The sequence below is a fragment of the Rhodoferax fermentans genome (assembly GCF_002017865.1).
Taxonomy (GTDB): Bacteria; Pseudomonadota; Gammaproteobacteria; order Burkholderiales; family Burkholderiaceae_C; genus Rhodoferax; species Rhodoferax fermentans.
Genome location: NZ_MTJN01000002.1, coordinates 1766147 through 1779232 on the forward strand (window position 1 = coordinate 1766147; position 13086 = coordinate 1779232).

Consider the following 13086-nt stretch of genomic DNA (forward strand, 5'->3'; position numbering starts at 1 on the left):
TTAAAAGAGCAATGCCCGTGGATTGGTTTAATGTTTGCATGCCGTCACGAAATCCCTCGCCACGGGCAACGAGGGGTGCGACATCGCAGACAGATTCTTTTTTACTTGGCGCGAGCTGCCATGATGGCTTCAGACACGTTACGCGGTGCTTCCGTGTAATGCTTGAACTCCATCGTGTAAGTCGCACGTCCTTGAGACATGGAGCGCAGAGTGGTTGAGTAACCAAACATTTCAGACAGCGGCACTTCAGCCTTGATGGCCTTGCCACCACCGACCATGTCTTCCATGCCTTGCACCATGCCACGGCGTGAGGACAAATCGCCCATCACGTTACCTGCATAGTCCTCAGGGGTTTCCACTTCCACAGCCATCATGGGCTCAAGAATCACCGGACCAGCCTTGCGGCAACCTTCCTTGAAGCCAAAGATAGCAGCCATCTTGAACGCGAGTTCGTTCGAGTCCACATCATGGTACGAACCGAAGTGCAGGGTAACTTTGACATCGACCACCGGGTAGCCAGCCAACACACCTTGGGTAACAGCTTCGTGGATACCCTTTTCAACAGCGGGAATGTACTCACGAGGAACCACACCACCCTTGATCGCGTCGACAAACTCAATGCCCTTACCGGCTTCGTTGGGTTCAATCTTCAGCACCACGTGACCGTACTGACCCTTACCACCGGACTGACGCACAAATTTGCCTTCAGCATCTTCAATGGTTTTGCGGATGGTTTCGCGGTAGGCGACCTGCGGCTTACCCACGTTGGCTTCCACACCGAATTCACGCTTCATACGATCCACAATGATTTCCAAGTGGAGCTCACCCATACCACCAATCAAGGTCTGCCCGGACTCTTCGTCGGTCTTGACGCGGAATGACGGATCTTCCTGAGCCAAACGCTGCAAGGCAATACCCATCTTTTCCTGGTCAGCCTTGGTCTTGGGCTCAACAGCCTGCGTGATCACCGGCTCAGGGAACACCATGCGCTCCAACATAATGACCGCGCTTGGATCACACAGGGTTTCACCAGTGGTCACATCTTTCAAGCCAATGCACGCAGCAATGTCGCCAGCAACAATTTCGCTGACTTCTTCGCGCTTGTTGGCGTGCATTTGCACGATACGGCCAATACGCTCTTTCTTGCCGCGCACCGGGTTGTAAACCGTGTCACCCTTGGTCAGCACGCCTGAATAAACGCGCACAAACGTCAATTGCCCGACAAACGGATCGGTCATCAACTTGAAGGCCAAGGCAGAGAATTTTTCGTTGTCATCCGCCTTACGGGTGGTTTCTTTCTCTTCATCATCAAAACCAACCACCGGTGGCACGTCCAGCGGCGATGGCATGAGTTCAATCACCGCATCAAGCATGCGCTGAACACCCTTGTTCTTGAACGCAGTGCCACACAACATCGGCTGAATCTCACAAGCGATTGTGCGTGTACGCAAGCCAAAGGTGATCTCTGCTTCAGTCAAATCACCTTCTTCAAGGTATTTGTTCATCAACTCTTCGTTGGCTTCTGCTGCGGCCTCAACCATTTTTTCACGCCACTCTTTGGCCTTCGCCAGCAAGTCAGCAGGAATTTCTTCGTAGTTGAATTTCATGCCCTGAGACGCCTCATCCCAGATGATGGCTTTCATCTTGCGCAGATCAACCACACCCGTGAAACCTTCTTCAGCACCAATCGGAATCACGATCGGCACAGGATTGGCCTTCAGACGCAGCTTCATCTGGTCAACAACCTTGAAGAAGTTGGCACCCGTGCGGTCCATCTTGTTCACAAAGGCCAGACGTGGCACCTTGTACTTGTTGGCTTGGCGCCACACGGTTTCAGACTGAGGCTGAACACCACCCACAGCGCAGTACACCATGCAGGCACCGTCGAGCACACGCATGGAGCGCTCAACTTCAATCGTGAAGTCCACGTGGCCGGGGGTATCAATGATGTTGATGCGGTGCTCTTGGAAAGAGGACTCCATCCCCTTCCAGAAGCAGGTGGTCGCAGCCGAGGTGATCGTGATGCCACGCTCTTGCTCTTGCTCCATCCAATCCATGGTGGCCGCACCATCGTGCACTTCACCAATCTTGTGGTTCACACCGGTGTAAAAAAGAATACGCTCGGTGGTGGTGGTTTTACCAGCGTCAATGTGAGCAGAAATACCGATGTTGCGATAACGCTCAATGGGGGTATGGCGGGCCATGATGGATCCTTGGTTGATCTATATTTTCAAACTACTACGCCGCTGAAGGCTTTTGACCTCAGCGGCGCAGGGAGCAGCTTTCAAACCGGACAGCCTTGCAAGTGACACAAAGAACACAAGCACAGACTGCAGCGACGCATGAAAACCGCGCAGTAACCGCTGATTAGAAGCGGAAGTGAGAGAAAGCCTTGTTGGCTTCAGCCATGCGGTGAACTTCGTCACGCTTTTTCATGGCACCACCACGGCCTTCGGTGGCCTCCAGCAACTCATTAGCCAGACGCAGAGCCATGGATTTTTCACCACGCTTGCGTGCAGCTTCCTTGATCCAGCGCATGGACAAGGCCAAGCGACGAACAGGACGCACTTCCACTGGCACTTGGTAGTTAGCACCACCCACGCGGCGGGACTTCACTTCAACCAGCGGCTTGACGTTGTTGATGGCCACAGTAAACGCTTCGAGAGCGTCTTTATCGGGGTGCTTCTTGGCGATTTGCTCCAGGGCACCATAAATGATGCGCTCAGCAACCGCTTTTTTGCCGCCTTCCATGATCACGTTCATGAATTTGGACAGCTCGACATTGCCGAATTTAGGATCCGGCAGGATTTCACGTTTAGGGACTTCGCGACGACGTGGCATTTTTTCACCTCTATTGCTTCAGTTGGTGTTTCAACAACACCGCGAGAGTTAACAAATAAGACTCTCACTTACTCGACCCGAACCTTGGGTCACTACGTTTGTCGACTGCGCCACGCAGCAACAAACACCTTTTATACAAACAAACCGAAAGCTTATTTAGCCTTAGGACGTTTTGCACCGTATTTGGAACGCGACTGCTTGCGGTCTTTCACGCCTTGCAAATCGAGCGAACCGCGCACGATGTGATAACGCACACCAGGCAAATCCTTGACACGACCGCCACGAACCAGCACCACGCTGTGTTCCTGCAAGTTGTGGCCTTCACCGCCGATGTAAGAAATCACCTCAAACCCATTGGTCAAGCGCACTTTGGCAACTTTACGCAAAGCCGAGTTGGGCTTCTTGGGGGTGGTGGTGTAAACGCGGGTGCAAACACCGCGGCGTTGTGGAGAATTTTCCATCGCCGGGCTTTTGGACTTGATCGTTTCGACCGCGCGCCCCTGACGAATTAACTGATTGATGGTTGGCACCTGAGCCTCCTAAAAACTAAACGTCCCTAAACGCTTAAGAAAACATGAAAATAACGAGAACGTGAACCCCTTCGGAAATTCCGAAAAGCCCGCTACTATATCAGGTAGCCTTGGCGAGGGCAATGGACTTTATTTGATCCACAGCCGCACGGCATCCCACGCGCGGCCAATCACCCCCGCCTGCTCCACTTCTTGCAGGGCCAGCAGCGGCACCTCCGCCACCAATTGCCCCTGGCTGCTGACTTTGAGCACCCCGACAGCCTGCCATTTGGTCAATGGCGCCACCAGCGGCTCGGGACGCGCCACATCGGTGGACAATTTGGCAGTGCTACCAGCGGGCACAGCCACAATGATCGGCCGCGGTTGCCCCAGCCCAACCGTGGACTGGGTCCCCTTCCAGATGGCTGGCGTCACCACCGCCTGGTTGCCATCAAACAACTTGACCACCTCAAAGGCGGTGTACCCCCAGTTCAGCAGTTTTTGCGACTCGTTGGCGCGGGCGTTTTCGCTGGCCGTCCCCAACATCACCGACAAGAGGCGCCGACTGCCAATACCAGCCACATCACGGTGCGCCGTGGCAATCAGGCAATAACCAGCCGCATCGGTGTGCCCGGTTTTTAAGCCATCCACCGTAGGATCGCGAAACAGCAGGGAATTGCGGTTGTTGTCATTGGCCGCAGGTGTGCCTGGGTAGCGGTAATGTTTGATCGCGTAGTAGTGCACATAGTCCGGAAAATCACGCATCAGTCGCATGGCCAGCACACTCAAATCACGCGCTGTGGTGGTGTGGCCCGCTTCGGTCAGACCTTCCGGGTTCTTGTAACTGGTGGACTTCATGCCAAGGATCTTGGCCTGTTCGTTCATCATTTGCACAAAACGCTCAACATTGCCACCCACACCTTCGGCCAGCGCCATGGTGGCGTCGTTGCCACTTTGCACAATCATGCCCTTGATCAGGTCTTCCACCGGCACCTGCATCTTCGGGTCAATGAACATACGCGACCCCGGCATTTTCCAAGCGCGTTCGCTCACCGGCAGGGTTTGTTTGAGGTCGATTTTTTTGTTGCGCAGGGCATCAAACACCAGGTAAGCCGTCATCAGCTTGGTCAAAGACGCCGGCTCCACCGGCATGTCAATGTCTTTCTGCGCCAGGATCTGGTTCGCCGTCACATCCAGCAGAACATACGAGCGAGCAGCAATCTCAGGGGCTTGCGGGGTTTGTGCCGCAGCCGTCAGTGCCACCCAGGCAACCAGAGTCAAGAAGATTTTTTTCATGAGGGGTAAGGCGTCGACCCATCCACAGGCAGGTTACTAACTATAGTTAATATAGCTATGAGCCCTTTATACATAAGGGCTAGAGCACAATATGTCTTAAAACGAATCAGTGCCCCACGTCTGGCGGCACCAGCAGTCGCTCGACCACCTGCCCGTGTTTCAGATGGGATTCCACAATCTCTTCAATGTCAGCCTTGTCCACATAGCTGTACCAGACCGCCTCAGGGTAAACCACCGCCACCGGCCCCGCAGCACAACGGTCCAGACAGCCCGCCTTGTTCACCCGTACCTGACCTGGGCCCGCCAGCCCGGCCGTTTTCACCAACACCTTGCAGTGCTCAAAAGCGCCTTGGGCGTCAAACTGCGCGCAGCTGGTCTGGCCATTGCTTCGCTCGTTGGTGCAGAAAAAAATGTGCCGCTGAAAATAACTGGCGGCGGGCGCCTGCGTGGCAGCGGCAGCCTCTGGGGAAGTGGGATGTGTCATGCCCGAATTTTAGTTGCGCGGCTCTTTTCCCCACACCCGACTCAGCACATACAGCAGCGTCGCAAAAGGCCACAACCAACCCAGCCACTGCGCCAGCCCGTGAAAGCGGATGAACCGGCCCTGCTCCCACATGAACAAGGTCTGCTCAAAATAGGGGTCGGTCGAGGTCTGGTTGATCAGGCTCAGATCAACACCCAGCGCCAATACCGCCAGGGCGGCAGCAGCGCGCGGCGGCACGGCCAACAGCACCGCCAGCAACACCAAGGCGACCACTAAGGCACCCCGCACCGACTCACTCAACCAGACCCAGGCGTGCTCTGGCCCAAAACTCAGCGTTGCACTCAAACTGGTCACCCCCACACCCAACATCACCATCCAGATCAGGAACCACAGGCGCTTGCCAGCCTGAGCCATGATGCAGTACCCCAACAGACCCGGAACCAGCACCCCCAGCAACACACACAGCCATTCGGTCACCGGCCACAGCGGCTGCAACTCAATGTCGCGCACCGGCAACCACTCAAGAAAAGGACTGTCGGCCAGCAAGTCAGCCAGCGTGGCCTCCAGGCGTTCCATCACCTGCCCCAAACCAAACGGCACCGTGGTCGGAAACAGCAAGGCCAGGGGCCACAGCGCCAACAACACCAAGGCACCGCGTGCGTCCGGCACAAACCAGCAGGCCCGAAACCGGCTCCAACGTTGCAGCATCCCCAGTTTTTCCAGACCCCAGGCTGCCAACGCACCCAGTGCCGCGCCGGAAATGTTCAAGACCAAATCCAGGTTGGACGGCACCCGCGCGGGCAAGTAGATTTGCAGGGTTTCCATGGCCATCGACAAAACGGCGGCGGTTGGCGCCGCCAGCCACACGGCCCAGCGCAGGTGGCCGGTGCGCAGAGCGCCCAGGGTCATGAAAAACCCCAGCGGCATATAACCCAGCACATTGGAGATGACATCAAACGCGGTCCAGTACCTGGGCCAGGGTGCCGTCAGGAACAACCAGGCTGACACCCCCTGGTCGCGCCAACCCACAAACGGGTACAGGCTGGCGTAAACGATCAGGCCAACATACACCGCCGCCAGGGGCCAGGCCGAGGTTTTGTGTGCAGGCATGCTGATATCACAGGAAAGGGGTCGGGGTCATGCGGCCAGTTTAGGAGAGAACACAGAGCGGCCAAAAAAAAACCCCAGCACAAGGGCTGGGGTGGTAAGCCTATTTGCTGTCACACATCAAGGCCCCGCTCAGGGAGGAAAAGCGGGGGGCAGTAAACTGCCCGGGTCGTAATTTAACAAAATTTTTTCCTTGTTTCAAGTCAAGCACGAAATAATGTCTTTACGACGACAAAATCAAGCAAAGGAATTTAAAAATGACCCCTTACGCGCCTTTTCCCCTTGGCCGTGCGCGCCGTCTGCGCCGCGACAGTTTCACCCGCAACCTGGTCCGTGAACATGCGGTGACGGCCAATGATTTGATTTACCCGGTGTTTGTGGTGGATGGCACACAACAGCGCCAGGCGGTGTTGTCGATGCCCGGTGTGGAACGCCTGAGCCTGGACCTGCTGCTGCCGGTGGCAGAAGACTGCGTGAAGCTGGGCATCCCGGTGATGGCCTTGTTCCCGGTGATTGACCAATCCTTAAAAACCCCTGACGGCCGTGAAGCCCTCAACCCCGACGGCCTGGTGCCACGTGTGGTGCAGGCCCTCAAGAAAGAGTTTCCCGAGCTCGGCATCATGTGTGACGTGGCGCTGGACCCCTTCACCAGCCATGGCCAGGACGGCCTGATTGACCCGGACCCGGCCGAAGACGGCTACATCATGAACGACGCCACGGTGGAGGTGCTGGTCAAACAGGCGCTGACCCAAGCTGGTGCAGGTGCCGACATCGTGGCGCCCAGCGACATGATGGACGGTCGCATTGGCGCGATCCGCCAGGCGCTCGAAGCCAACCACTTCGTCCACACCCGCATCATGGCCTACAGCGCCAAATACGCCTCGGCCTTTTACGGCCCGTTCCGTGACGCGGTGGGCTCGTCGGGCAACCTCGGCAAGAGCAACAAAAAGGTCTACCAGATGGACCCCGGCAACAGCAACGAAGCCCTGCGCGAAGTGGCGCTAGACATTGCCGAAGGCGCCGACATGGTGATGGTCAAACCCGGCATGCCTTATTTGGACGTGGTGCGCCGGGTCAAGGACGAGTTCCAGATCCCGACCTTCGCCTACCAGGTGTCCGGTGAATACGCGATGCTCAAGGCCGCCGCACAAAACGGCTGGCTCGACCACGACGCCGTCATGCTGGAGAGCCTGCTCGCCTTCAAACGTGCTGGCGCCGACGGTGTGCTCACCTACTTTGCCCGCGACGCTGCTCGCTTGCTCAAGAAATAAGAGCTACTGGCCCTTTATCCATAAGGGCTAGACGGCTTTTTCTTATACAACTACTGGGCATGCGCATCTTTGCCATCCACGCGGGCAGCGTGACGGAGAACCTCGGCACCACGCTGGAGGAGTTGCGCCTGCCCGCACCCGGCTTTCTGTGGCTCAGCTGCAACCGCGCCGAATTCGAGCAGATGCAACACAGACTGCAAGCCACACTGCAGCGTCTGTGTGGCCTGCAGTTGCTGAACCTGCATGTCTCTGATCTGCTGAACCAGCAGTTGCCCTCGCGCTTTGACTACACCTCGCAATACGACATGCTGGTGTTTCGCCGTCTGGCAGAAAGCCAGGTCGATGCGACCTTGGCGCCAGCTGCGCCACGCAGCAGCAAGCGCAGCGGGCCACCCCTGCTGCGGCGCATCGACACCCGGGCCGTCGGGCTGGTGGTGTTTGACCAGCTCTTGCTCAGTGTGCACCCGGACGACTGCAGCCAGCGCGACAGTTATGCCCAACGCCTGCTGGCCGCAGGTGGCAACCCGGCCCCAGCCGCTCTGCCCGAAGGCCACACAGCGGGCGCACGTGATTTGCCCGGCAGCCCGGCCGATTTGATGCTACGCCTCGTCAACCACATGGTCGACGGTTTCCTGGCCTTGCGCCGTGAACTCAGCCACCAGCTCGACCACTGGCAAACCGAGCTGATCGACCCCAAAACCCGTTTCACCAACTGGCGCACCGTGCTCGACGCGCGCCAGACCCTGCACCAGCTCGACGAAATCTGCGACGACCAGCGCAGCGCCATTCAGGACTGGATCGAAGCGCTGAAAACCTGGCCGCAGAGTGAAGGCCACCTGGGCCAGCAAGAGCGCGACCTGCTGCAGGTGCGCAGCCGCGATGTGCTGGAGCACATTGACCGGGTGGTGCACCATGTCAGCCAGCTGGAACGCAATGCCGAGACCGCAGTGCAGATCCACTTCAATGCGCAGAGCCACCGCACCAACGAGATCATGCGCACCCTGACCGTGCTGACGGCGGTGTTCCTGCCGCTGAACCTGATTGCCGGCATTTTTGGCATGAACTTCGACTTCATTCCGCTGTTGCACCGCGCCTATGGCTTTTGGCTGGCCATGGGCTCGATGGGCCTCATCGCGCTGGGCCTGATCGTCTTTTTTTGGCGCAAGCGTTACCTGGACCGCTCGGCGGCGCGCTAGTTTGTTGCTTGTTTTGCCCATGTGGATCCTGCTCCTGAGCCTGTGGCTGTTGTGGACCCCCGATCTGGACCGGGCCGACCTGGAACGCCGTTACCTGGCCGCCCCGGGTGACCTGGTTGAGGTGCAGGGCATGAAGCTGCATGTGCGCGACAGCGGCCCGCGTGAAGCGCCAGCGGTGCTGATGCTCCACGGTTTTGGCGGCAGCCTGCAGACCTGGGACGCCTGGGCACACGCTTTGTCAGGGTCGTTGCGGGTGATTCGGCTGGACCTGCCCGGCAGCGGCCTGAGTGCGCCTGATCAAACCGGCGACTACAGCGATGGCCGCTCCATCACGCTGATCCTGGCGCTGATGGACCAGCTGCAGCTCAAGCGCGCCAGCCTGGTCGGCCACTCGATGGGCGGGCGCATCGCCTGGACCCTGGCCGCCACCCACCCGCAGCGGGTCGACAAACTGGTGCTGGTGGCACCCGATGGTTTTACCAGCCCGGGCGAAGCCTATGGCGAGAAGCCGGAGGTGCCAGTCACGCTGCAACTGATGCGCTTCACCCTGCCCAAATGGCTGCTGCGTTTGAACCTGGCGCCCGCTTACGCCAACACCAGCACGCTGACCGATGCACGAACCACGCTGTACCACGACCTGATGCTGGCGCCCGGTTCGCGCCAGGCGCTGATGGCCCGGTTGCAACAACGGGTGCTGGTGGACCCTCGGCCATTGCTGCAAAGCATCAGTGCCCCCACACTGCTGGTCTGGGGCAAGCAAGATGCAATGATCCCGTTCACCAACGCGGCCGATTACAGCCAAGCCATGCCACACAGCCAACTGCTGGCGCTAGAGGCGGTGGGCCACCTGCCGCAAGAAGAGACGCCCGAACAGTCCTTGCCCGCAGTGCGCGACTTTCTGACTCAAAAACCATAGCTTTCAGCCCAGACAAATCAAGGGCAAAGTCGAATTTTTCTCTATAAAGATGTATCTTGTGCTGGCCCATGTGAGGGGAGGCATAAAAGGCTGTCTTGAGGGCTGGCACAAGGCCAGCCGCAGCCCGGCTTGGCGGCTGCGCAGGCAATGTAAGAATCAGGCCTTATCCATAGGCCCGCCATGCAGTTTTTCAAAGACCTTTCCCCCAGTGCTTTCACCGCCGGTTTTGTCGCCGTCCTGGTCGGTTTCACCAGTTCGGTGGCCATCGTGTTCCAAGCCGCGCTGGCCTTTGGCGCCACCCCCGAACACATCACCTCCTGGATGTGGGCGTTGGGCCTGGGCATGGGTTTTTGCAGCGCAGTGCCCTCGCTGATCCTGAAAAAGCCGGTGATGGTGGCCTGGAGCACACCCGGCGCAGCAGTGCTGGCCACCGCAGGTGTGGCGGGAGGTTTCAGCATGGCGGAGGCGGTGGGCGCTTTCATGCTGTGTGCGGCACTGATCACGCTGGTGGGCGCCACCGGCTGGTTTGAGCGCGCCATGAACCACTTGCCCATGGCCATCGCTTCGGGCTTGCTGGCCGGGGTGTTGGCGCGCTTTGGCATGCAGGCCTTCACCGCAGCACAAACCAATTTGCCGCTGGTGTTGATCATGCTGCTGACCTACTTGGTGGGCAAACGCTTGCTGGCCCGTTACGCGGTGCCTGTGACCTTGCTGGTTGCTATTGCCTATGTAGCTATGACCTCAGGATTCACGGGGGCTAGCGTGCAATTTGGCTTGGCAATGCCGGTGTTCACCCAGCCGCAGTTCAGCTGGAGTGCGGCCATCAGCCTGGCGCTGCCGCTGTTTGTGGTGACCATGGCCTCCCAAAACCTGCCGGGGGTGGCGGTGATCAACGCCGCGGGTTATGGCCGCACGGCGGAGCAGCGCGGCATCCCGGTGTCGGGGGTGATCACGCTGACCGGTCTGGTCACGCTGGTGCTGGCGCCGTTTGGGGGTTATGCGCTGAACCTGGCCGCCATCACCGCCGCCATTTGTATGGGCCGCGAGGTGCACCCGGACCCGGACAAACGCTACACCGCAGCGGTGTCGTGTGGCCTGTTGTACATCCTGATCGGCATTTTTGGCACCGCCATCACCGGCGCCCTCACCGCCTTCCCCAAGGAGCTCATCGCGGCGATTGCCGGCCTGGCCTTGCTCGGCACCATTGGCTCGGCGCTGACGACGGCGCTGCGCGACGACTTCCACCGCGAGGCGGCGCTGATCACCTTTTTGGTCACCCTGAGCGGCGTGGTGATTGGTGGTGTGGGTTCGGCGTTTTGGGGGGTGATTGCCGGGGCGCTGGCACTGTTGGTGCAAAGGGCGGGAAAATCGCACTTTGACCTGCCGCCGCGCTGATCCTTGCAGCTCACCGCAGTCTCGTTTTGCGTCCCAGGCCCGATATGGCCCACCCAGAAAGTGATGTTTCCATGAAGTTGTTGTTTGTTGCCGACCCGCTCGAATCGTTCAAGATTTACAAGGACACCACCTTTGCCATGATGCGTGAGGCACAAAAGCGCGGCCACAGCATCAGCACTTGTGAGCCCACAGACATCCTGTGGCAACGTGGTGCCCCCGTGACCGCCAGCGTGCGCCACATCACGCTGACCGGCCAGAGCCCGGACTGGTTCACCGAAGCGCCACAAGCGGCCGATGCGCTACCGCTGGCTCTGAAGGACTTTGACGCCATCGTGATGCGCAAGGACCCGCCGTTTGACAGCGAGTTTTTCTACGCCACCCATTTGCTGGAGCAGGCCGAGCGCGAAGGCGCCCGGGTCTTCAACAAACCCCGCGCGCTGCGCGACCACCCGGAAAAACTGGCGATTCTGGAGTGGCCGCAGTTCATTGGCCCCACGCTGGTCACGCGTGACGCCCAGGCCATCCGGCGCTTCCATGCCGAACACAAAGACATCATCCTCAAACCCCTGGACGGCATGGGCGGCATGGGCATTTTCCGCGTCAAGGAAGATGGCCTGAATCTGGGCGCCATCATTGAAACCCTCAACAAGGACGGTGCCGAGACGGTGATGGTGCAGGCCTTTTTGCCAGCGATTGCCCAGGGTGACAAACGCGTGCTGGTGATTGGTGGCCAGCCGGTTCCCTACAGCCTGGCGCGTATTCCGCAGGGTGGTGAGGTGCGTGGCAACCTGGCCGCCGGTGGCAAGGGGGTGGCCCAGCCTTTGACCGAGCGAGATCGCGAGATTGCCCAAGCCATTGGCCCGGTGCTGGCCGCACGTGGTTTGCTGCTGATCGGGCTCGACGTGATTGGGGACCACCTCACCGAGATCAACGTCACCAGCCCGACCTGTTTTCAGGAGATTTTTGACCAGACCGGCTTTGACGTGCCTGCCATGTTTGTGGACGCCCTGGAAGCCGCCTGCGCCACTGCTTGACACACGCAGCGGGTGCTGGTGCAGGTTGCCTGTACCCGTCGGTGCTCAGGTCGTGGTCGCCATCCTGGTGCAGGCGCTTGAGGCCGCACAGGCCCGTTGGCACTGGGGCGCCGGTCCTTCGGGCACCACCGGCACCGGACCCAGCGGGTCGGTGATCGGCGCCGGGCGGGGTGGTGCAGCGCACTGGCAACTGCAATGTGCCAAGGTGCCATCCACAAACACCTTGAGTTCACCCGGGGTAAAGACCGTCCAGTCCTCATCGGTGGTTAAGGGTTCGGTCACGATGATGGCCAGACGGTCCTGCGGGCTGTTGAGCTGCGCCAGGTTCACCGTCACATCATCGTCTTTCAGGTGCACCTCATGGAACGGGTGGGCACGCAGCACGTAACACAGCTTGGTGGTGGCATGTGCCCACAGCGCCTGGCCGTTGCTGAGCAAAAAGTTGAAGGTGCCGTGTTTGGAGATCTGCGGCACCAGCTCCTGCAGGGTGCGCGTGAGCTCATCGACCGAAGGCACGTCGGCATGCGATTTGTCCAGCTCCTGCATCAGCCAGCAGAAGGCGCGCTCACTGTCGGTGTTGCCAACCGGCTTGAAATGGCCGTGCAGGTAGGGGTTGAAGTTTTTCAGGTCACCGTTGTGGGCAAACACCCAGTAGCGCCCCCACAACTCGCGCACAAAGGGGTGGGTGTTTTCCAGCGTGACCTGGCCCACCGTGGCCTTGCGCACATGGGCCACCACGTTGTGGCTCTTGATCGGGTAATTCTTGAGCATCTGCGCAATCGGCGAGGTGGCGGCGCTTTGTTTGTCGACAAAATGCCGCACACCTTTGCTCGGCAAGTCACCGTCACTCTCAAAAAACGCTATACCCCAGCCGTCGCCATGGTGATCGGTGCAGCCGCCGCGTTGTGAAAACCCGGTAAAACTCAGCGTCAGGCTGGCTGGCAAATGGCTGTTCATTCCGAGAAGTTGGCACATGGTGAGTGTTCTGGCAGCTGGGTACTGGCAAGCGAAATGTTGCACTGAGGCCCAAAGCTTAT

General features: G+C 59.0%; 12 protein-coding genes. 5 read left to right on the plus strand and 7 right to left on the minus strand.

Annotation, left to right across the window (positions count from 1 at the left end; genetic code table 11):
- Positions 1-101: 101 nt before the first annotated feature.
- The 6 genes from fusA to RF819_RS08490 all read right to left on the minus strand — a co-directional run bounded on the left by fusA (position 102) and on the right by RF819_RS08490 (position 6240).
- Positions 102-2204 carry an elongation factor G gene (gene fusA / locus RF819_RS08465; RefSeq protein WP_078364580.1) on the minus strand — a complete coding sequence of 701 codons (2103 nt, stop codon included), beginning with the start codon at positions 2202-2204 and terminating at the stop codon, positions 102-104.
- A 163-nt stretch (positions 2205-2367) separates the two neighbouring features.
- A complete protein-coding gene (rpsG, locus tag RF819_RS08470; RefSeq protein WP_075585502.1) occupies positions 2368-2841 on the minus strand; it encodes a 30S ribosomal protein S7 in 474 nt (157 codons plus the stop codon).
- 152 nt (positions 2842-2993) lie between these two features.
- Positions 2994-3371 carry a 30S ribosomal protein S12 gene (gene rpsL, locus RF819_RS08475; protein WP_078364581.1) on the minus strand — a complete coding sequence of 126 codons (378 nt, stop codon included), beginning with the start codon at positions 3369-3371 and terminating at the stop codon, positions 2994-2996.
- A gap of 129 nt (positions 3372-3500) precedes the next feature.
- On the minus strand, positions 3501-4646 hold the full coding sequence (locus tag RF819_RS08480) for a D-alanyl-D-alanine carboxypeptidase family protein (RefSeq protein ID WP_078364582.1): 1146 nt from the start codon (positions 4644-4646) through the stop codon (positions 3501-3503).
- Positions 4647-4752: 106 nt separating this feature from the next.
- On the minus strand, positions 4753-5130 hold the full coding sequence (locus RF819_RS08485; RefSeq protein WP_078364583.1) for a (2Fe-2S) ferredoxin domain-containing protein: 378 nt from the start codon (positions 5128-5130) through the stop codon (positions 4753-4755).
- Positions 5131-5139: 9 nt separating this feature from the next.
- Complete coding sequence (locus tag RF819_RS08490; RefSeq protein WP_078364584.1) at positions 5140-6240, minus strand: VanZ family protein; 1101 nt, start codon at positions 6238-6240, stop codon at positions 5140-5142.
- A 254-nt stretch (positions 6241-6494) separates the two neighbouring features.
- Between RF819_RS08490 and hemB the strand changes: the two genes are divergently transcribed.
- The 5 genes from hemB (at position 6495) to gshB (ending at position 12049) form a co-directional block, all read left to right on the plus strand.
- Complete coding sequence (gene hemB / locus RF819_RS08495) at positions 6495-7508, plus strand: porphobilinogen synthase (protein WP_078364585.1); 1014 nt, start codon at positions 6495-6497, stop codon at positions 7506-7508.
- Between the two features lie 59 nt (positions 7509-7567).
- Positions 7568-8704: a magnesium transporter CorA family protein gene (locus RF819_RS08500; protein WP_078364586.1), complete on the plus strand. Its 1137-nt coding sequence runs from the start codon at positions 7568-7570 to the stop codon at positions 8702-8704.
- Positions 8705-8723: 19 nt separating this feature from the next.
- On the plus strand, positions 8724-9620 hold the full coding sequence (locus tag RF819_RS08505) for an alpha/beta fold hydrolase (protein WP_078364587.1): 897 nt from the start codon (positions 8724-8726) through the stop codon (positions 9618-9620).
- A gap of 180 nt (positions 9621-9800) precedes the next feature.
- A complete protein-coding gene (locus RF819_RS08510) occupies positions 9801-11015 on the plus strand; it encodes a benzoate/H(+) symporter BenE family transporter (protein WP_078364588.1) in 1215 nt (404 codons plus the stop codon).
- Between the two features lie 71 nt (positions 11016-11086).
- Entirely contained in the window at positions 11087-12049 is a 963-nt protein-coding gene (gshB, locus tag RF819_RS08515) for a glutathione synthase (RefSeq protein ID WP_078366852.1), read from the plus strand.
- A 45-nt stretch (positions 12050-12094) separates the two neighbouring features.
- Here the strand turns inward: gshB and RF819_RS08520 are convergent, their stop codons facing one another.
- Entirely contained in the window at positions 12095-13024 is a 930-nt protein-coding gene (locus RF819_RS08520) for a class II glutamine amidotransferase (protein ID WP_078364589.1), read from the minus strand.
- Positions 13025-13086 lie beyond the last annotated feature (62 nt).